Origin of the sequence: Paenibacillus glycinis, assembly GCF_009909185.1 — a bacterium.
Classification (GTDB): domain Bacteria; phylum Bacillota; class Bacilli; order Paenibacillales; family Paenibacillaceae; genus Paenibacillus_Z; species Paenibacillus_Z glycinis.
In genome coordinates this window covers 161,943-180,352 of the sequence record NZ_JAAAMV010000004.1, presented here as the reverse complement: position 1 = coordinate 180,352, position 18,410 = coordinate 161,943, and the positions used below count along the sequence as shown (strand labels likewise).

15 protein-coding genes are annotated in these 18,410 nt (G+C 62.4%); 11 read left to right on the top strand and 4 right to left on the bottom strand.

Annotated features, from left to right (window positions below; genetic code table 11):
* Nucleotides 1–495 precede the first annotated feature (495 nt).
* The 9 genes from GT019_RS09820 to GT019_RS09780 all read left to right on the top strand — a co-directional run bounded on the left by GT019_RS09820 (nucleotide 496) and on the right by GT019_RS09780 (nucleotide 10,695).
* Nucleotides 496–1,578 carry a glycoside hydrolase family 172 protein gene (locus tag GT019_RS09820; protein WP_161742965.1) on the top strand — a complete coding sequence of 361 codons (1,083 nt, stop codon included), beginning with the start codon at nucleotides 496–498 and terminating at the stop codon, nucleotides 1,576–1,578.
* A 285-nt stretch (nucleotides 1,579–1,863) separates the two neighbouring features.
* The gene (locus tag GT019_RS09815) at nucleotides 1,864–3,138 is read left to right on the top strand and encodes a M48 family metallopeptidase (protein WP_161742964.1); all 1,275 of its coding nucleotides are present in this window, start codon (nucleotides 1,864–1,866) and stop codon (nucleotides 3,136–3,138) included.
* A 4-nt stretch (nucleotides 3,139–3,142) separates the two neighbouring features.
* Nucleotides 3,143–4,093, top strand: coding sequence for a hypothetical protein (locus GT019_RS09810; protein ID WP_161742963.1), 951 nt, complete (start codon nucleotides 3,143–3,145; stop codon nucleotides 4,091–4,093).
* Between the two features lie 17 nt (nucleotides 4,094–4,110).
* A complete protein-coding gene (locus GT019_RS09805; protein ID WP_161742962.1) occupies nucleotides 4,111–4,989 on the top strand; it encodes an ROK family protein in 879 nt (292 codons plus the stop codon).
* Nucleotides 4,990–5,462: 473 nt separating this feature from the next.
* Complete coding sequence (locus GT019_RS09800) at nucleotides 5,463–6,242, top strand: HAD family hydrolase (RefSeq protein WP_161742961.1); 780 nt, start codon at nucleotides 5,463–5,465, stop codon at nucleotides 6,240–6,242.
* A 255-nt stretch (nucleotides 6,243–6,497) separates the two neighbouring features.
* The gene (locus GT019_RS09795) at nucleotides 6,498–8,141 is read left to right on the top strand and encodes a spore germination protein (RefSeq protein ID WP_407945071.1); all 1,644 of its coding nucleotides are present in this window, start codon (nucleotides 6,498–6,500) and stop codon (nucleotides 8,139–8,141) included.
* A 3-nt stretch (nucleotides 8,142–8,144) separates the two neighbouring features.
* On the top strand, nucleotides 8,145–9,266 hold the full coding sequence (locus GT019_RS09790; protein WP_161742960.1) for a GerAB/ArcD/ProY family transporter: 1,122 nt from the start codon (nucleotides 8,145–8,147) through the stop codon (nucleotides 9,264–9,266).
* Nucleotides 9,238–10,464, top strand: a complete 1,227-nt coding sequence (locus tag GT019_RS09785; RefSeq protein ID WP_161742959.1) for a Ger(x)C family spore germination protein — start codon at nucleotides 9,238–9,240, stop codon at nucleotides 10,462–10,464. Before GT019_RS09790 ends, GT019_RS09785 begins: the two co-directional genes overlap by 29 nt.
* Before the next feature lie 27 nt (nucleotides 10,465–10,491).
* Nucleotides 10,492–10,695, top strand: a complete 204-nt coding sequence (locus GT019_RS09780; protein WP_161742958.1) for a CLC_0170 family protein — start codon at nucleotides 10,492–10,494, stop codon at nucleotides 10,693–10,695.
* 200 nt (nucleotides 10,696–10,895) lie between these two features.
* On the opposite strand, the gene GT019_RS09775 is transcribed toward GT019_RS09780, so the two are convergent.
* Together GT019_RS09775 and GT019_RS09770 are read right to left on the bottom strand one after the other, a co-directional pair.
* Nucleotides 10,896–13,253 carry an alpha-L-rhamnosidase-related protein gene (locus GT019_RS09775; RefSeq protein ID WP_161742957.1) on the bottom strand — a complete coding sequence of 786 codons (2,358 nt, stop codon included), beginning with the start codon at nucleotides 13,251–13,253 and terminating at the stop codon, nucleotides 10,896–10,898.
* A 94-nt stretch (nucleotides 13,254–13,347) separates the two neighbouring features.
* Nucleotides 13,348–14,400: a LacI family DNA-binding transcriptional regulator gene (locus GT019_RS09770; protein WP_161742956.1), complete on the bottom strand. Its 1,053-nt coding sequence runs from the start codon at nucleotides 14,398–14,400 to the stop codon at nucleotides 13,348–13,350.
* A 280-nt stretch (nucleotides 14,401–14,680) separates the two neighbouring features.
* On the opposite strand from GT019_RS09770, the gene GT019_RS09765 reads away from it, so the two are divergent.
* The gene (locus GT019_RS09765; protein ID WP_161742955.1) at nucleotides 14,681–15,226 is read left to right on the top strand and encodes a hypothetical protein; all 546 of its coding nucleotides are present in this window, start codon (nucleotides 14,681–14,683) and stop codon (nucleotides 15,224–15,226) included.
* Nucleotides 15,227–15,449: 223 nt separating this feature from the next.
* Here the strand turns inward: GT019_RS09765 and GT019_RS09760 are convergent, their stop codons facing one another.
* On the bottom strand, nucleotides 15,450–15,698 hold the full coding sequence (locus GT019_RS09760; protein WP_161742954.1) for a hypothetical protein: 249 nt from the start codon (nucleotides 15,696–15,698) through the stop codon (nucleotides 15,450–15,452).
* A gap of 241 nt (nucleotides 15,699–15,939) precedes the next feature.
* Between GT019_RS09760 and GT019_RS09755 the strand changes: the two genes are divergently transcribed.
* A complete protein-coding gene (locus GT019_RS09755) occupies nucleotides 15,940–17,106 on the top strand; it encodes a WD40/YVTN/BNR-like repeat-containing protein (protein ID WP_161742953.1) in 1,167 nt (388 codons plus the stop codon).
* Nucleotides 17,107–17,292: 186 nt separating this feature from the next.
* Here the strand turns inward: GT019_RS09755 and GT019_RS09750 are convergent, their stop codons facing one another.
* Nucleotides 17,293–18,288 (bottom strand): Gfo/Idh/MocA family protein, encoded by a 996-nt coding sequence (locus GT019_RS09750; RefSeq protein WP_161742952.1) that lies wholly within the window; start codon nucleotides 18,286–18,288, stop codon nucleotides 17,293–17,295.
* Nucleotides 18,289–18,410 lie beyond the last annotated feature (122 nt).

Here is an 18,410-nt window from a genome sequence, read left to right as displayed (position 1 = left end):
AGCCCGCAAAAAACGCTGCAAGCGAAGGTGTTGCGATTGGGAGCGACTTTGGTCCGGAGGACCACGGGAGCGCCCAACGCAGACACCGGAGCCCCGCTCGAAGCCCAACCCGCAAAAAACGCTGCAAGCGAAGGTGTTGCGATTGGAACGACCTTGGTGCGAAGCACCACGGGAGCGCCCAACGCAAACACCGGAGCCCCGCTTGAAGCCCAGCCCGCAAAAAAAGCTGCAAGCGAAGGTGTTGCGAATGGAAGCGACTTTGGTCCGGAGGACCACGGGAGCGCCCAACGCAAACACCGGGGCTCCGCTCGAAGCCCAGCCCGCAAAAAACGCTGCAAGCGAAGGTGTTGCGAATGGAAGCGACTTTGGTCCGGAGGACCACGGGAGCATCCATCGCAACACCGGAGCCCTTGACAGCCGGTTTCCATCAAGATAGCATAGGTTCCATATTGACCCAATAAAGCGGTTTCATCCAATCGTAAAGGAGAGGGAACGATGTTTGGTTTCAACGGATTGGATATGGGCATCGGCAATTTGGCCAGGCTGTCGGACGCGAAGAGCCGGTCGATCAGCGCGGAGAATTTCACGGGCGAGGCGGGCAAGGGCGGCATGGCGACCGAGGGAACGGGCGAGAATTGCGCGCGCGATCTGGGGCTGGGGTGGAAGGTGTCGCCTTCGGTCGCTATCGAAGCGGGCACGACGTTCACGATGGGCGAGATCGACGGTCCCGGCGCCATCCAGCATATCTGGTTGACGTGCGCGCCGAACATCTGGCGCACGATGATCCTGCGGATGTACTGGGACGACGAGGAGGAGCCTTCGGTCGAAGCGCCGGTCGGCGACTTCTTTTGCAACGGCTGGCAGGAGCGCTGCAACGTGAATTCCTTCCCCGTGGCCGTCAATCCGGCGGGCGGCATGAACAGCTACTGGCAGATGCCGTTCCGGGAGTCGGCCCGCATCACGATGGAGAACACGGGGACGGAGACGGCCGTGCTGTATTTCCAAATCGACTATACGCTGACGGAGGTTCCGTCCGACATGGCCTACTTCCACGCGCAGTGGCGCCGCAGCAACCCCGTGCCGTACAAGGACGTGCACACGCTCGTCGACGGCGTGAAGGGCAAAGGCCACTACGTCGGCTGTTACCTCGCCTGGCAGGTCAACAACACCGGCTGGTGGGGCGAGGGCGAGATCAAGTTTTACCTCGACGGGGACAAGGATTTTCCCACGATCTGCGGCACGGGCACGGAGGATTATTTCGGCGGCGCCTGGAACTGGGAACAGCCGAAGGGCGAATACGGCACGTATTCCACGCCGTTCCTTGGCATGCATCAGGCCATCAAGCCGGACGGGCTGTACCGCAGCCAGCAGCGCTTCGGCATGTACCGCTGGCATGTGCAGGATCCGATCCGTTTCGAATCCGAGCTGCGCGTGACGATCCAGGATCTCGGCTGGCGTTCCGGCGGGCGCTATCTGCCGCAGCAGAGCGACATCGCGTCGACGGTGTTCTGGTACCAAGCGGAGCCGCATGCGGCGTACCCGGAACTGCCGGGCAACGACGAGCGCGAAGTTATTTAAACGCCGTCATCCGTCACCGATCGTCACAATGCCATCAGGGGTCGCTAAGCCTACGATTATCTAGCGCCACGGCGCCGACCTTTCGTCACCGGAATCGTCATTTAACGTCCTTATCCATTAATGGCGCGATTGATGAACGTCATCATCGCATGAAGCGCCATCCGTCCCATAGCCTTTTTTCGAGCGTCCCCGGGCAGTCGTCCGGCGGGCGCTCGCATTCTGTTTTCGGCCGAAAACATGCTATGATGAACCTATTCGAACACTTGGAAAACAGGAGATGTTGGCATGCCGGTGCGCACGCGTTTCTCGAAAAAATGGCTGTTGTTGCTGCTGCTCTACGCGATCGTCGTGGCGGGCTACGTCTGGTACACCTCGCCGAACAACGTGCCCCGCGCTTACGTCGGCACGGCGGCGGATCCCGCAACTTATTTCACGCCCCAGCAGTTGAAGGACAGCGAGGTGCTGAACCCGATCCGCAATTGGATTTTCTTCACCAGCGTGCCGTGGGAATGGCTGATCTACCTGTTCCTGCTGTCCGGCGGACTCGCCCGGTATTGGCGCGGCGCGCTGAGCGGCCTTCCGCTCGTCGTGCGCTTCCCGCTGTTCGTGCTGCTGGTGGACCTCGCCTCGTTCGTGCTCTATCTGCCCCTGCAGATATTCAGCTACGCCCTGTCCAAGCAGTACGGGATTACCACGCAGCCGGTCGCGGGTTGGATTCGGGACAAGCTCGTGTCGCTCGGCGTCGGCTACCTGACGATGCTCGCGGTGTCCGCGGTGGCGTTCTGGATCCTGTCGCGGCGCGGCCGCTGGTGGCTGAAGCTGTGGCTGATCTCGGTGCCGTTCACGGTCTTCATGATGTACGTGCAGCCGGTGATCATCGATCCGCTCTACAACAAGTTTACGACGCTGTCCGATCCGCAGCTGGAGGCCAAGATCCTGAATCTCGCGGCCAAGGCGGACATCCCGGCGGATCACGTGTACGAAGTGGACATGTCCAAGAAAACGAACGCGATCAACGCTTACGTGACGGGCATCGGGCCCTCGCTGCGCATCGTGCTGTGGGATACGACGCTAAAGCAGCTTACGGAGCCGGAAATTCTCCTCATCATGGCGCACGAGATGGGCCACTACGCGATGCACCATCTCGAATGGAGCGCGGTCGGCGCGGTCGGCTCCTCGCTCGTCGTCATCTGCATCGGGGGCTGGGTCTACGTCGCCGCCATCCGGCGCTGGGGCGAGGCCTGGGGCATTCGCGGCCGCTCCGACATGACGGCGCTGCCGCTGCTGCTGCTCATCATGGCGGTGCTGTCGTTCGTCTCGCTGCCGATCAGCAACGCCGTCTCGCGGAACGCGGAATCGTCGGCGGACGCGTACGCGATGCGTCTCCTGAACAGCGCGGAGGGCTCCGTGAGCATGCAGCAGAAGACGGGCGTCATCACGCTCAGCGACGTCAATCCGCCGCTGCTCGTGCGCTGGTTCCGCGACGACCATCCGAGCGACATGGAGCGGATCATCGCCGCGATGGATTTTGCGAAATCGCACGGCCAGAAGGGGCCGTAACGCGATGGAGCACGGGGAAAAGGAACAGGTCTCGCTCTATTTGCTCGCCGGTTTCGCGACCGCGCCGCAATTCCTGGAGAGCTTTCGCGGTTCGTTGCATGGTATACTGGAACGCGAAGGTTTCCGCGTCCGGACGTCCCAGCTGCTCTTCCCTTACGGCGACTGGAGCCGCCGCGCCGTTCCCCAGCTGTGGGAAATCAGCCGCGACATGCGGCTCGGCGCGGGCCGGTTCGGCCGCTCCATCGGAGGCAGGCGCGTCGTGGACGCGATCGGCGCCGATTGGCGGCCCGAGCCGGGCAAGGCCGGCCGCATCGTGCTGATCGGCCACAGCGGCGGCGGCGTCGCGGCGGTCCATGCCGCTTGGCAGCTGCTCGACCTGCTCGGGGGACCGCCGAGCCCGGTCGTCATGATCGGTTCGCCCCGCTGCCGCATTCCGGAGGAATTGCGGGCATCCGTGCTGTTCGTGTACGCCGGCGCGGGAGTCGGCTCCCTGTCGCCCGGGAAGCCGGCCGACGGCGTCAGCCGGCTGGGCACGTTCGGCGGCTGGCGCGGCTTCGGCCGCAGCGGCTCGAGCCGCCCGAGCGCCGGCGCCAGCGATTCGGCAAGCGCCGGAGCGACCGGTGCAGGCGAGGGCGGCGAGCTCGGCTCGCCGCGGTCAAGCGCAGCCGGCTCCGGTGCAGCCGATTCGGCCGCAAGCCGCGGCGCGGCAACCGTCGCCGGTTCGGCCGGCCGTGCGAATGTGCCATTGCCCGAACCGGAAGCAGCCGCCGGCCGCCGGTTCTGGCCGGCCTGGCTGCGGGACAAGCACGCGCCGGCCGAGCGGCGCGGCGTGCCGATTATCGGGAAGCACGCGGATTATTTTCGCGAACGGGAACCGTATATCAACGAGCTGGGACTGACGAATTTGCAACTGACGCAAAGCGTCGTCTGGCCATGGCTGAGAGAGAGAATCTAGAGGAGGAAGTGTGAGACATGCGCATAGGAGCAATTGAAGCCGGAGGCACGAAGTTCGTCTGCGGCATCGGTACCGAGGATGGAACGATTTTGGAGCGAGTGAGTTTCCCGACGGAACGGCCGGAAGTAACGCTGGCGAACGTCGTGAATTATTTTAAAGACAAAGAAATCGAGGCGATCGGCATCGGCTCCTTCGGACCGATCGACATCGATCCGGCAAACCCGACCTACGGGTACGTCACGACGACGCCGAAGCCGGGCTGGGGCAACTATCCGTTCCTGCCCGAGCTGCGCAAAGCGTTCGACGTGCCGTTCGGCTGGGATACGGACGTGAACGCGGCGGCGCTCGGCGAAGCGACGTGGGGCGCGGCGGCCGGACTCGACAGCTGCCTCTACTACACGATCGGCACCGGCGTCGGCGTCGGCGTATACGCGGAAGGCAAGCTCGTGCACGGCTTGGTTCACCCGGAGGGCGGGCATGTGCTGACCCGCCGCCACCCGGAAGATGCCTACGAAGGCTTCTGCCCGTACCACGGCGATTGCCTGGAAGGCATGGCCGCCGGCCCGGCGCTGGAAGGCCGTTGGAAGGTCAAAGGCAGCGAGCTCGGCGTCGATCATAAGGCATGGGAAATCGAAGCGTTCTATATCGGCCAAGCGGTCGCGAGCGCGGTCCTGCTGCTATCGCCGAAGAAGGTCATTCTGGGCGGCGGGGTCATGCACCAAATGCAGCTGTTCCCGCTCATCCGCGCGGAAGTGCGCAAGAACCTGAACGGCTACGTCAGCGCGGAGGCCGTGCTGGCCGGCATCGACGACTACATCGTGCCGCCGGGCCTCGGCGACAACGCCGGCCTCAGCGGCTCGCTCGCGCTCGGTTTGCGCGCGCTTGGCGCGAAGTAATCGAGGCGAACCCGGAGACCAGTCCGCGCAATTTCGATTGCGCCGGGCTGGTTTTTGATTTCCCATGCCGTGCCGCCCGCAATAGGCGGACACGAGCGAACGCGTTGCGGCATGCAGTCCGGCGTTTGGCGGCCACGGAGACCGCGATCGGCTCCCGGAAGCGGCCAAGCGGGAGTCTCATCGGCAAATGGCGTCATCGGAGTCCGCTGCATATGCAAATAGCCGATCAAGACCGGAATAGCGGCGCCGGAACCCGTCTTCTCCCTACTCCGCATATGGAACATCATGCATATCCGCGCGCCGCATAAGATAAACTACGCAAGTCTTCGCCGTTATTTCCGCGCGCCATGGCCCTGCGGACAGCCCCTGCCCCGCATCAGGAACAGGGGCTGTTCGGCTTCGCGGCGCTCGCTCGTCCGCGCCATGCCGGCCAAGGCGGACGGTTGGATTCTATTACGAAAGGGTGGAAAGCCATGCGGGGAATCGTGCTCGATTTGGACGGCACGCTGCTGAATGCGGCAAAGCAGGTGTCGGAGCGAAATGCGAACGCGCTGCTTGCTTGCAGGCAAGAGGGAATGAAGGTGATCTACGCCACGGGACGGCCGCCGAGATCCGTCCGGCATCTGCTCCCTCCGGAGCTGAGATCAGACGCGTCGTTCGTCTATTACAACGGCGCGCTGGTCGTGGACGCGGACGCGGGCATCGACGTCCATACGCCGATCGAACCCGAAACGGCCGCGGAGATTCTCGATTATTGCGCGGAACGGCTTCCGCAAGAGATCCGGATCAGCCTGGAGTCGCAGGATCGTCTCTATGCCAGCAGGGAAATCCGGGACCCCGCTTTCTTCAGCAAGTCGAACCGGCCGACGATCTGCGCTCCGAAGGCGATGAAACAATACGTCGCCACCAAGATCCTGCTCTCCGAGTTCGGCGGTGCCGAGGGGCAGCTGCGGGAGGCGTTCGCCGCGAAGACCCGGTTCATCGCCACCGATGGCGGCAAGCTGATTCAGATCATGCATCCATCGGTCTCCAAGGTGAGCGGCGTCCTGATCGTATGCGCGCACTACGGCATCGCGACGTCCGAGCTGATCGCGTTCGGCGACGATCACAACGATTTGGAGCTGTTCACCATGTCCGCGCACGCGGTCGCCATGGGCAACGCCGTGAATGAATTGAAAGCGCTGGCAACCGAGGTGACCGACACGAACGACCGGGACGGCGTGGCGATCGTGCTGGAGCGTCTGCTTGGCTGATCGCGCAAACGAATACAGGCTCACGAAAGGCCTCGCCAAAAAGGCTCACTGAAGGCTCATTGAAGGCTCATTGAACGCTCGCAGAAACGCTCGCAGAAACGCTCGCAGAAATGTTCACTGAAAGGCCCGCCGGAACGGCTCGTTCCGGCGGGCCTTTTACGCGTGCGTCCGCCCAGTGCATAAATCTGACAATTTTGCGCATAGTAACCTTGGATTATTCATGCAAATGCCAGGCGGTTCAAAGGGGGACTACGGATGTCGATGCGCAGCTGGGGCAAGTCCAAAGGGGATCGATCGCAAAAGGCCAAGCAGGAGCTCTCGTCCCCGATTCTGGAACGGCTGGCGGAGATGAAGGTAAGCGGCCGGCTGGACGATACGATCGAAGCGATCGAAGAAGCGATGCAGGACGATTTCGATTTCGTCGTCCGCCGCTTCAAGGCGTTCGGCCGCTTCCCGGCGGCGCTGTTGTTTCTGACCAGCATGACCGACCAGAACGCGATCAATCAGGAATTGATGAAGCCGCTGATGCACAAGTCTTCCGACCTCGCGGATGCGGAGATCGATTCGGGGCAGCTGCACGATATGATCTTGAACGAGACCCTCTATCACAGCAACGTCGGCACCGAATGCCAATTGGACGTGCTCGTCCAGGGCATCCTGCGCGGCGAATCGGTCCTCGTCGTCAACGAATTGAATACGTCGTTCATCGTTCGAACCTGCCATGTCGACAGGCGGGCCATCGATCAGCCGGCGACCGAGCAGGTCATCCGGGGCCCGCGCGAGGGGTTCATCGAGATGCTGGAGACGAATATCTCCTTGATCCGCTACCGGCTGCAGACGCCCGAGCTGAAAGTGCGCTCCATGACCATCGGCCGTCGGAGCAAGTCGCTCGTCGCCGTGTGTTTCATGGAAGGCGTCGCGAATCCGGAATTGCTCGAGGAAGTCGAGCGGCGGCTATCCGTCATCGATATCGATGCGGTGCTCGATTCCGGCTACCTGGAGCAGTTTATCGAGGATAATCACTACTCGCCTTTTCCCCAGGTGCAGTACACGGAACGGCCAGACAAAGTAGCCGCCAACCTGCTCGAGGGCCGGATCGCCATTCTGGTGAGCGGCTCGCCGCTGGCCCTGATCGTGCCGGCGGTATTCAACCAATTCTACCAAACGGTCGAAGATTACACGGAGCGGTTCCTCTTGATGAGCGCCATTCGCGTGGCGAGGTTCATCGCGCTCGTTTTCTCGCTCGTCTTCCCGGCCTTGTACGTCTCCATCATTTCGTTTAACCCCGAGCTGATTCCGACGGAGTTCGCGGTCGCCGTCGCCGGGGGAAGGGCAGGCGTGCCGTTCCCGGCCGTCATCGAGGTGTTGATCATCGAGATCTCCATGGAGGTGCTCCGGGAAGCGACGATCCGCCTGCCGCAGCAGGTCGGCGGCGCGTTATCGATCGTCGGGGTGCTTGTCGTCGGACAAGCCGCCGTAGCGGCCGGCTTCGCGAGCCCCATCACGGTGGTCATCATCGCGCTCACGACGATCGGCTCGTTCGCGACCCCCGCGTACAACGCGGCGCTCGCTTTGCGCCTGCTGCGGTTTCCGCTCATCGTCATGGCGGGCATCTTCGGGCTGTACGGCGTGATGATCGGCTTCATCCTGATCGCTAATCATTTATTGTCCCTGAAGTCCTTCGGCGTGCCTTACCTGGCGCCGCTCGTCCCGGGCAGCTTTCAGGGGATGAAGGATCTCGTCGTTCGCGCGCCGTTGTCCTGGATGTCGGAGCGGCCTTCCTTCCTGTATCCCAAGGACAAAGCGCGGCTGAGCGATGCGGCCATGGAAGAGATGAAGAAACAGCCGCATAACGCGCTTGATCCCATGAATCTAAACGATCAGCCGAAGGAGTCTTGAACGATGGCAAACATCCGCCAGATCACGGCGATTCAATCGTCGGCCGTCTTAGCCAGCACCATTATCGGGGTCGGCGTGCTGGCGCTCCCGCTATTTGCCGTCAAGGCGGCCGACGCGGGCGCGCCGCTCGTGACGCTGCTTGGCATGGCGCTGGGTTACATCGGACTGTATTTGATCACGCTGCTCGGGATTCGGTTCCCGAACCAGTCGATCGTGCAGTACAGCGAGGATATTATCGGCCGATGGCTGGCCTGGGTCGGCAGCGTCGCCATGATCGCGTTCTTCGCCGTGATAACGGCGCTCGGCGCGCGGGAGTTCGGCGAGGTCGTCGTCACCTCGGTTTTGAAGAACACCCCGTTGGAGGTCACGGTCGTCGTCATGCTTGCGCTGGCCACCATTTCCAGCCGAGTCAATGTCACGACGTTCGCCTATATCCATAACTTTTATTTTCCGCTGCTCTTGGGTCCGGGGTTTCTGATCGTGGCGCTGTCGATGAAGAACGCGGATATGATCAATCTGCAGCCGGTCTGGGGCAACGATCCGAGCGGGATGGTCCCGGGCATCCTGACGGTGGCGGCCTTGTTCCAGGGCTCTTTCGTCATGACGCTCGTCATTCCGGCCATGCGGAGGCCGGACAGAGCTTTGCAGGCCAGCTTCTGGGGCATTTTTATCGCCGGCAGCCTGTACGTATCGATCGTCGTCGCGGCCGTCGGCGTGTTCGGTTCCGAGGAGATCAAGCATCTGCTCTGGCCGACGCTGGAGCTGGCGAAGGCGACGACGCTGCCGGCGAATGTGCTGGAGAGGCTGGATGCGGCGTTTCTGGCGGTCTGGGTGACGGCGGTATTCACGACGCTGCTTTCCACGAATTATTTGACGATCCGGATGACGACCGAGCTGTTCCGGTTGAAGGACCACAACTTGTTCGCCACGTTCCTGCTCCCGGTCATCTTCGTCATGGCGTTGATTCCGAAAAACATTTTCCAGATGTACGCGGTTATCGAGCGCGTCGGACGTATCGGATTGGCGATTACGATCGCCTATCCCGGTTTGCTGTTTGTCGTGGCGCTCATCCGCAAGAAGCGGGGGAAACGACCCAATGAAAACGCGATGGAACCGGCTCGTTAAGCTTGCCGTCCCGATGCTGTTCCTCTTGCCTTTGATGACGGGTTGCTGGGACCGGCTGGAGATCGAGGACCGCGCCGTCGTGCTCGGGGTGTCGATCGATAAGGCCGGCTCGAATACGGGAAGCGACGATGTGACGAACAATCAAGGCACGCGGGAGCGCCTGAGCAGGGACTCGATTCGCGTCGCTGTCCAAATCGCGCTTCCGGGAAGGATTCCGCTCGGCCCCGGGGAAGGCGGGGGAGGCACGACGAATTCGCAGCAGACGGTCTGGGTGATTGACGTGGTCGGGTATTCGCTCGACGATGCGTTCATGAGGCTGCAGCAGCAGGTGTCGAGCCGAATCTTCTTCGGGCATCTTCGCGTCATAATCATGTCGGAGGAGATCGCGAAGAGCGGGATCGATAACGTGAACGATTATTTCCGGAGGAATTCGGAGGTCCGCCGGATGGCGTGGCTGATGATCGCGAAGGGCGAGGCGATGCCCCTGCTGAAGGCGGCCCCGAAGCTCGAGCGCATCCCCACGCTGTACCTCATGTCCACCTTGGACGAGGGAATCAACATGGGGAAATTCCCGCAGGACTATATCGGGATGTTCTGGAGCAACGCGTCGAAGAAAGGCCAGGAGGGCTATCTGCCGTACGTGGCGCTGAAGAAGGAACAAAACGTCGAAATCATGGGACTCGCCTACTTCAAAGGGGCGCATATGATGGGCAAGACCAAGCCGCTTCAGATCGGGGGGTATATGGCGATCAAAGGCATCAATCCCGCCGGATACCGCGTATTCGTGAGGCTGAGCGGAAGCTCGCGCATGGTCATGACCTCCACGACCCACCGCGATACGAAGTGGAAAGCGGCCATCCGCGACGGCCACCCCCATTTCATGATCACCATCGTGCTCGAAGTCAATGTGGAAGAGAAGCTGGACATGGAATTCAACCTGCATGACGAGGGCGTGCTGCGCGAGATCCAGGACGTCGAGTCCAAGACCGCGACCAAGATGTTCGGCCGGCTCATTCGGCAAACGCAGGAGGCCGGGAGCGATATATTCGGCTTCGGGGAATACATCCGCGCGAAGAAGCCGGGCTATTGGAACGCCAAGGTGAAGACCAAAGAACAATGGCAGGAGCAGTACAAGGAAATGACCTTCGACATTAAAACCTTCGTCAACGTCAGACGCGTCGGCATGGAAGCGAGATAATGACAATCCGGAACGGAGGCGGTCGGGATGATCATCAGCGGATATACCATCAACTTCATCAGCTACGCGGTGCCGCTGCTGCTGATTACCGGATTCGTGCTGATCCGGTTGGATGCGGGCGGCAACCGCAAGCAAGGAAACAAGACGGAGTACAAGCTGTCCCTGGTTCTCGGCTGGACGAATGTCGCGCTGGGCATCTTCATGTATCTCCTGCGGAACCTGCTTCATTGACCGCGTCAGGGGAGCCCAGCCCTGTTGAATGAACCGGGGCAGGAGTGCGGCGGGCCGCCGAAACAGCGGTCGAAAAGGTCCCGAAGACGAAAAAAATCCTGCACGAACGCAGGATTCCGGGGAGAGAGGCAAGACGCACGGGGGCGTGTCGCCCCTTACGCGTCTTGCCGGGTATATGCATGGTACGGAGTTGCGGGCTTCTAGCGCTCCGGCACGAGCCGGCTGCCGCTGCGGTTCTCGATCTCGACGGTCAAGCCGGGCGGGACCGACAGACGGTAGCAGAGGTTGCCGCCTTCCTTGCGCCAGCGGAGGACGATATCGCCTTCCGGCGTCGGCAGCTTGCCGCTGCACGAGGCCAGCGCGTTGTCTTCGAAGACGATGGTCAGCGTCCGTTGCTTGCGGCTGAACGACTTGATCCCGAGCGCGTCTCGGTACAGCACGCGCGCGACGTGGGAAGCGAATCCATGGTTGCAGCTCGCTTCCGTGCGGTTATGCTCCCAGAGCGTGCCCGTGCGGGCGGCCATTTTGCCGAAGTATGCCTTGACCTCCGCCAGCAGCTGGGCGGACAAGCCCTGCCGCGCCAAAAGCTCCATCCGCAGGTAATAGCCGATGAAGGCGTTGGCGGGATGGATGCCGCCGATGTCCGCGGTAAACGGTTCGTCCGGATTGCGGCTTGGACTGAAGTCGCGCATGAGGCTGTCGAACCAGAGCGGCAGTTCCTCCGCGTCCGCGATGCCGAAGTACGCCGCGTAATACTGGCCGACTTCGGTGCGGTTATCCGTGATCTCGAGCTCGCCGTGCTCGTCCTCGACCGCTTGGTCCACGAAGAATTCCCCGTCGTACGCGAATTCGCGCACCGTGCTTTTCAGGGCCGCGGCCTCTTCCCGGTAAGCTTCGATGCCATATAACCGGCCCGCGGCATCGAGCGCGGCGGCGTACAGCATGTTGGTCGAGAAATTGATTCCGCCGGTGAAATCGTTCGCCTTCGACCATTCGATGAAAACCCAGCTCTCCAGGTTCTCGAGCAGCCCGAATTCGTTGCGGAAGCCTTCGAAATACCGGAAGAGCGATTCGACTCTCGGCCGCAGCGCCGCGATAAGCGTCCCGTCGCCCCCGCGGTCCTGGAACTCCTCCAACTGCAGGACGAACCAGAGCGCCCAATTCGGGATGAACACGCCGTCGTTGTGATCGGCGGGATAGCACATCGGCAGCATGCCTTCCGGCAGGAACGCGAACGATTCCGGCAGCGCGTAGTTCTCGAAGAAATTGCCCTCGACGACGGAGCGGCCCGTCAGATCCGCCTCCACCCGGGCGGCGAAGAAGCTGTCGCAGAGCCAGCCGGCCCGTTCGCGGGACGGACAGTCCATGAAGTTGTCGACCGCGTTCTGGCGGAACGTCTCGCGCGCCGCTTCGAAGATCGCGTTCAGCGCGTCGTCGGAGCTTGCGAATTCGCCCCGGTCGGCATCGGGATTGGCGTATTCCCGGACGGAGCAGCCCGTCAGCGTGCAGTCGCCCTCCAGCACGAGCACCTTCAAGTACTGCAGCGTATACGGCTCGAAGCACTCGAGCGCGTAGGATCCCGGCTCGCAAGCCGCGTGAATGACGTTCGCGCAGCCTAAGCGGAGATGGTCGACATCCCCGTCCTCCGTCAGTATCTCGTCGAACGTCAGCGCGATCCGCGACTTCCCGGAGACCGTGAACTCGATCCCGACAAAGCCGGTCAAATTGCGGTCGAAGGCGAGCACCGCCGCCTGCCGCTCGCCGAGCCGCAGGGACTGCCCTTCATACCGGGCGGCGGTCCGTTCCCAGCCGGTCATCGCGAGCGCGCCGATTTCGTCGGTCGGGACGAGCGTTAGCTCGTCGATGCGGTAGCCTTTGAACTCAGGGCCGATCCCGGCGAGGGAGCGGTCCCGCCACGGCGGTTCCGGCGAGGCCGACTTGGCGAAATGGCCCGTGGCCAGGACGGCGCGCGGCGCTTGCACCGCGAATCGGGGATAGCCGACGCGGCGGGGAAGCAGCTGCTTTTCGCCCGCGGGCTCCCATTGCGCCGGAGGAGACGGCTGCGCGTCCGAAGTCCGCCAGTCATGGACGCCTGGGCCGAATTCGTACGCTTCGACGAACGCCCGCTGGAAGCTGTAGCGCTGCACGCGGCGCACGCGCTCCGGCAGCACGAAGACGTCGAACGGATGCTCCGGTTCGCCGGTCGCGGCCGCGATCGCGCCGCCCAGCTCGACCTCCGCCTGCACGAAGGAAGGCTGGTCGAGCGTATAGAAGCTGTTTACGTTATAGCCGGCGACTTCGATGGCGACATAGTTGACGCCGCTGCTCAGATAAGGCGACAGGTCCCATTCATCGACGCGGTAGTGGCCGTGCGGCGCGGTCGCGGGACCATGCCCGCAAAACAAGCCGTTCGCATAGACGCGGTAGCGGGAAGAGGCCGTGACGCGCACGAGCGCGGACGACCGCGTATCCGCCCGGAACCGCGCTCTGACGCCGCAGGCGACGTTCATCGTATCGGTCAAGCCTGCCGGCCAGATCGGACGAGCTGCTGCAAACACAAAAATCCCTCCAAGGAACGCAAGCTGCGTTCGGGTAGTATGGTGCCGGCACGGCCGGCAAAGTTCCGCGGCGGCGGGCAATGGCGGGGACGAGTTACGTCCGCGCCTTCGCGCCGCAGCTGCCGCGAACGATGAGCTCGGACGAGATGACGACGTTCTGCGCGCCGCGGTCTTTCTTGCGGGTCAGCAGCTTGTGCAGCAGCTTGGCGCCTTCCTTGCCGATCTCGTAGAGATCCGTCGTGACGGAGGTGATGTCGTACTTCTGGGAGAGCTCCGTGTTCTCGAAGCTGATCAGCGCGACGTCGCCGGGAATGGACAGCCCGTTCTCGCGGGCGTATTCGATGACGCCGACGGCCTGGATATCGCGTCCCGAGACGATCGCGGTCGGCGGCTCCTTCAGCGCGAGGAAGCTGTCGGCGGCGCGATAGCCGCTCCGCTCTTTCTCGTCCCCGATGAAGACGTACTCGTCGCGGTACTTGATGCCGGCCTCCTGCAGCGCGTCGCGGTAACCCTCCAGCCGGTCCTCGCACACGAGGAATTCCAGCGGTCCCGGGCTGATGAACGCGATCCGCGTATGGCCGAGACGGAGCATATGCTGCGCGTTGCGATAGGCGATGTCGTAATTGTCGACGTCGACGGAATTGATCCGGTTCTTGCGGTCGTTGGTGCCGATGATGACCATCGGGAATTGGTGCTCCGACAGCTCCTCGATGACGGAGGAGTCGTGGCTCGGCAGGCAGATCAGAACGCCGTCCATCGCGCGTTCGCGCATGAGCTTGACGAGCTTCGGCGTCTTGGCCTTATGGCCGATGTTGTCCCAGGCGATCAGCAGGTTGTAATCCTTCTGGTCGATCACTTCCCCGATGCCCTGGAGCAGGTCGGAGAAGACGCTGTTGCCCGAGAAGGAGAAAAAATCGGAGGCCGGATGGGGCGTGAACAGGCAGATGTTATTCGTTTTGCGCGTGACCAAGCCGCGCGCGGCGGAGTTGGGCTGGTAGTTAAGGCGCTTGATCACTTCGAATATGCGCGCTTTCGTTTCCTGCGCGACGGGGGCGGTGCCGTTAAAGGCGAACGAGACGGTGGAGATCGATACGCCTGCCTCGCGCGCGATGTCCTTGATGGTCACGCTGCGGTCCGTTTTTTTCATATGCGCACCCTTTAAAAACGTTTTATATGCTAAAAATAGCATACGCTTCCATGAGCGTCAATGAGGGGATACAGGCCAATAAAACCATGGCATTCCGATAAAAGAAAGCGCTGCTTTGGCATTAGGCGCAAGCATGCCGATTGCGATGCTGAACGGAATGAATTAAAACGTTTTAAGAAAAGGCGTTACATCCGCCGGCCTGCCTATTCATGGATCGCCTGCCGCCGGGGTATACTCGTGGTACGAGAGCTGGCGAATCATGCCAAGAGGAGGACGCGCGATGAACCGAATCGCCCAGACCGTGCCGTACGGCTACGAGCCGCCGGCCGATGGCCGCAAAGGCACGCTGATCGTCTACGATACGTTTCAGCATATGGCGGACGATGCGCTGGCATCGGCCGCGGAGACGGCGGCGAAGCGCGCCTTCGCCAAGCTGGTGCTCTATCCGCTGCACGAGGAAACGGTGCGGCGCATGACGAAGGAGCCCGTGCTGCCGTACCATAAGCGGCTGGACAGGCTGCACGACTGGAAGCGCGGATACGAGCGGGAGCACGGCCGCGGCGCGATTCCGATCGTCGTCGAAGGCCTCGAAGGGAAACGCAAGAAATACACGCCGATGGAGGCGGCGCTTCGTCATCTGGCGGAGGCGTACCCGTCGCCGCTATTCCTGTACTTGACGCCGGAGATGGCGAATCAGTTCGCTGCGTTCTCGTCGTTCGAGACGTGGATCGTCAAGCTGCGGCTGCTGCTCGCCTCGGAGCCGGCATCGCCGCATCCGCGGCTCGCGCAATACCGCCATCGGTGGGACGTCGCGGAGCCTAATTGAATAAAACCGGCATCGCTACATCAGCGGCTGACGAAGTACCGCCATCGGTGGGACGTCGCGGGCCTTACCTACACAAAACCGGCATCGCCGCATCCGCGACTGACGAAGTACCGCCATCGGTGGGACGTCGCGGGCTTTACTTAAACAAAACCGGCATCCTGCCTGCGCGCGGTAACAGGAGGTGCCGGTTCGTATTGGATCGGGAATGGAATCAAGGGCGGGATTAAGCGGCGGCCGGGCGCGCGAGGGGTTGCCGTTCGGAGAGCGTGCGGTCCGCAATGGCGCGGAGCTCGTTCAGGAGGTCGTTCAATTCTTCGCGAAGCTCGTTCAATTCGCGGTTGCAGCGGGCTTGCAGCTTGTCGAGCTCGTTCGGGGACAGCTGGTTTTGGCGGATCTGGTAAATCAGTTTGTTCGTCATCGTCTCGCTGTCGCAGATTCGGTTCGCATAGACGATGGTCGGGCTTGAAGTCATGGTCAGGGGCTCCTTTCGTTTGGTTGCCCTCAGTATATCGGCCGAATATTAACGGGCGATGATGCAAGTGTGAAGGGAATGTTAGAATATCGGCATTACGTTCGCACTAGGTCAACGGGCGGGGGCAAGGCTCGGGATTGCGCCTTCCGAACGAGGCCCTGCGGCCAAGGAAGAATCCCCGTCAACGAAGCGGATAGAGATTGCGGCAAGCGGGGTAATACAAGAACGAGAGGTGATGACCATGACGAGAACGTTATCCCGACTGGCGCTTGCCGCGCTGGCGACGGCGGCGACGCTAGGCGGATTCGGCGCCGGAGCGCCGGCGGCCTCGGCGGCTGCCCCGAATTCGCCGTCCGCGGCCTGCCGCACCGACGCGCACGGCCTTAGCTTGACGGCAATGAAGGATACCTCGGATCCGTCGCTGCAGTCGATCCAGTTCCTGAGCGCGAATATCGGACGCGCGGCGGGCAACGGCTTCATGATCGGCACGTCGGATGCCGGCTGCCACTGGCAGACGATCTATAACGCGGGCAAGCTTAGCTTTGCGCAAATGCAGTTCCTGACGAATGCGAAGGGTTACGTGCTGGCGCAGGTCGCGTACGGCAAGCCGAACACGCTGCTGAAGACGACGGACGGCGGGGCGAGCTATGCCTGGATTCCGACGGGCGCGCATCCTTTCGAGCGCATTCAGTTCCTGAACGAACGGACGGGCTTCGGATTTACGCGCGCCTTCACGTATAAGACGGCGGACGGCGGCGAGACATGGACGAAGCTGGCCACGCCGCCGAACACGCGCTACGTGCACTTCATGACGGAGCGGAAGGGCTGGGCTGTGGTGCTGGTCGCCGGCGGCTACGAGGTGAAGCGCACCTTGGACGGCGGCAAGCATTGGACCGATTCGCTGTACGCGAAGTCCGCGACGCTCGCGGGCGGGATGATCTACGGCACCGACAGCGCCGATGTCTGGGTGCTGCTGTACGGCGATTCGGGCATGTCGCAAACCTCGTATTCCGTCTACCATACCGCCGATGCGGGCGCCCACTGGAAACAGGTCGTCTCTCGTCCGACGGCGGGCGGCGGTCCCGCCCCTGGCCCCGTCGCGCCGAGCGGCAAGCTGACCGGGCCGGCGGGAAGACCGACGGACATGGCGGTCGTCGGACGGCAGGCGGCTTTCCTCGTGGCGGGCAGCGGCGCGATCGACGATCTGCAATTCGGCCGCTCGCTGGACGACGGCCGGACATGGACCAATCTGCCGGGCGCCGCGCCGGGGTACGACGGCAAGCTGTCGTTCGTCTCGGCCGCGACGGGCTACCTGGCGGTAACGAGCTTCGAGCAGCCGGCCGTCTACAAGACGGCGGACGGCGGCAGCACATGGAAGAAAGTGTTCTCGCTGCCGGTCAAGCCATAATGCGCTGCATGCAAAAGAAGCCTTCGAGGCGCGGGATTCCGCGGTCTCGAAGGCTTCTTTTTGCCCGTGGCGGCAGGGCCGCAAGGCTGCCGTCGAACAGTGGGCCATGCGCCGCCTATCCGAAATGATACGCAAGGCCATTCCACTATCGTTGTCCGGACGATCAACGTCCGATCGGCGTCGTGCTTACTTGCCGTTATACGTCAAACCCCACTGGGCGCGGATGGCATCCATCGTGCCCATGATATCGACCGTTTCTTCCGCCGGCATGACCGCGCTCCCGGTTTTCCCCGCGCGCAGGCATGCCATCGCTTCGAGCGCTTGGAAGTTCTGGCCACGGAACGTCCGGTCGTCCTGGAAGGTCTCGGGTTCGCCGTCGTTCGGATAAAGCGTGGCCGTCTTCGCGCTGAGAAACTCGGGCAAATGGATTTTGCCCTTCGTGCCGTACAGCCAGGCATCGTTGTTCATCCACACGCGGACCGCGCCGTGCAAGGAAGCTATCGCGCCGTTCGCGTATTCGAACAGGACCGAATACTGCTCGTCCACGCCGGTTTCCCCGATGCGGGCGGAGCTCACGATCCGCGACGGCTGCGCCCCGAACACCATCGAAGCGAACGAGATGGGATAAATGCCGGCATCGAGCAGCGTGCCGCCGCCGAGCTCCTTGTTCAGCAGGCGGCCTTCCGGGTTCCAGCCGGCATCGAAGCCGAATTCGGCCTTGAGCAGCTTGACTTCCCCGATCCGTCCATCCGCCAGCCACTCCCTGGCCTTGACGACCGGCGGCAGGAAGCGCGTCCACATCGCCTCCATGACGAACAAGCCGCGCTCTCGCGCGTAGTCCGCGATTTCCTTGGCCTCGTCCGCGTTCATCGTGAACGGCTTCTCGCACAGCACGGCTTTTCCGCCGCGCAGGCATGTCATTACGTTGTCCCTATGGGCAGGATGGAGGGTGCCGACATAGACGATGTCGATCTCCGGGTCCTGCGCGAGCTCCTCGTAGCTGCCATAGGCGCGCGGAATGCCGAATTTGTCCGCGAAAGCCTGCGCTTTGTCCAGCGACCGCGCCGCGGCGGCGCACACCTTGGCCCCCGGTATGTTCACCAGTTCGCCCGTAAAGCTGTTCGATATGCCGCCAAGTCCCAAAATGCCCCAACGAATGATGCGTTCTTCTTGTTCCGCCACTTGCCTTCATCCTTTCGGTTTCGAGATGATAGATCGACCTGCCACAACCCCGCGTACCTCCGCCGCTCCCAAGAGCCGGCCGCGTCGTTCATGCCGTTCAGCGACTCTATTAAAATGTACTC

Bases quoted from the DNA above. Each gene is read 5' to 3' on its own strand.
- GT019_RS09820 (WP_161742965.1), top strand. From the start codon at position 496: ATGTTTGGTTTCAACGGATTGGATATGGGCATCGGCAATTTGGCCAGG.
- GT019_RS09815 (WP_161742964.1), top strand. From the start codon at position 1,864: ATGCCGGTGCGCACGCGTTTCTCGAAAAAATGGCTGTTGTTGCTGCTG.
- GT019_RS09810 (WP_161742963.1), top strand. From the start codon at position 3,143: ATGGAGCACGGGGAAAAGGAACAGGTCTCGCTCTATTTGCTCGCCGGT.
- GT019_RS09805 (WP_161742962.1), top strand. From the start codon at position 4,111: ATGCGCATAGGAGCAATTGAAGCCGGAGGCACGAAGTTCGTCTGCGGC.
- GT019_RS09800 (WP_161742961.1), top strand. From the start codon at position 5,463: ATGCGGGGAATCGTGCTCGATTTGGACGGCACGCTGCTGAATGCGGCA.
- GT019_RS09795 (WP_407945071.1), top strand. From the start codon at position 6,498: ATGTCGATGCGCAGCTGGGGCAAGTCCAAAGGGGATCGATCGCAAAAG.
- GT019_RS09790 (WP_161742960.1), top strand. From the start codon at position 8,145: ATGGCAAACATCCGCCAGATCACGGCGATTCAATCGTCGGCCGTCTTA.
- GT019_RS09785 (WP_161742959.1), top strand. From the start codon at position 9,238: ATGAAAACGCGATGGAACCGGCTCGTTAAGCTTGCCGTCCCGATGCTG.
- GT019_RS09780 (WP_161742958.1), top strand. From the start codon at position 10,492: ATGATCATCAGCGGATATACCATCAACTTCATCAGCTACGCGGTGCCG.
- GT019_RS09770 (WP_161742956.1), bottom strand. From the start codon at position 14,400: ATGAAAAAAACGGACCGCAGCGTGACCATCAAGGACATCGCGCGCGAG.
- GT019_RS09765 (WP_161742955.1), top strand. From the start codon at position 14,681: ATGAACCGAATCGCCCAGACCGTGCCGTACGGCTACGAGCCGCCGGCC.
- GT019_RS09760 (WP_161742954.1), bottom strand. From the start codon at position 15,698: ATGACTTCAAGCCCGACCATCGTCTATGCGAACCGAATCTGCGACAGC.
- GT019_RS09755 (WP_161742953.1), top strand. From the start codon at position 15,940: ATGACGAGAACGTTATCCCGACTGGCGCTTGCCGCGCTGGCGACGGCG.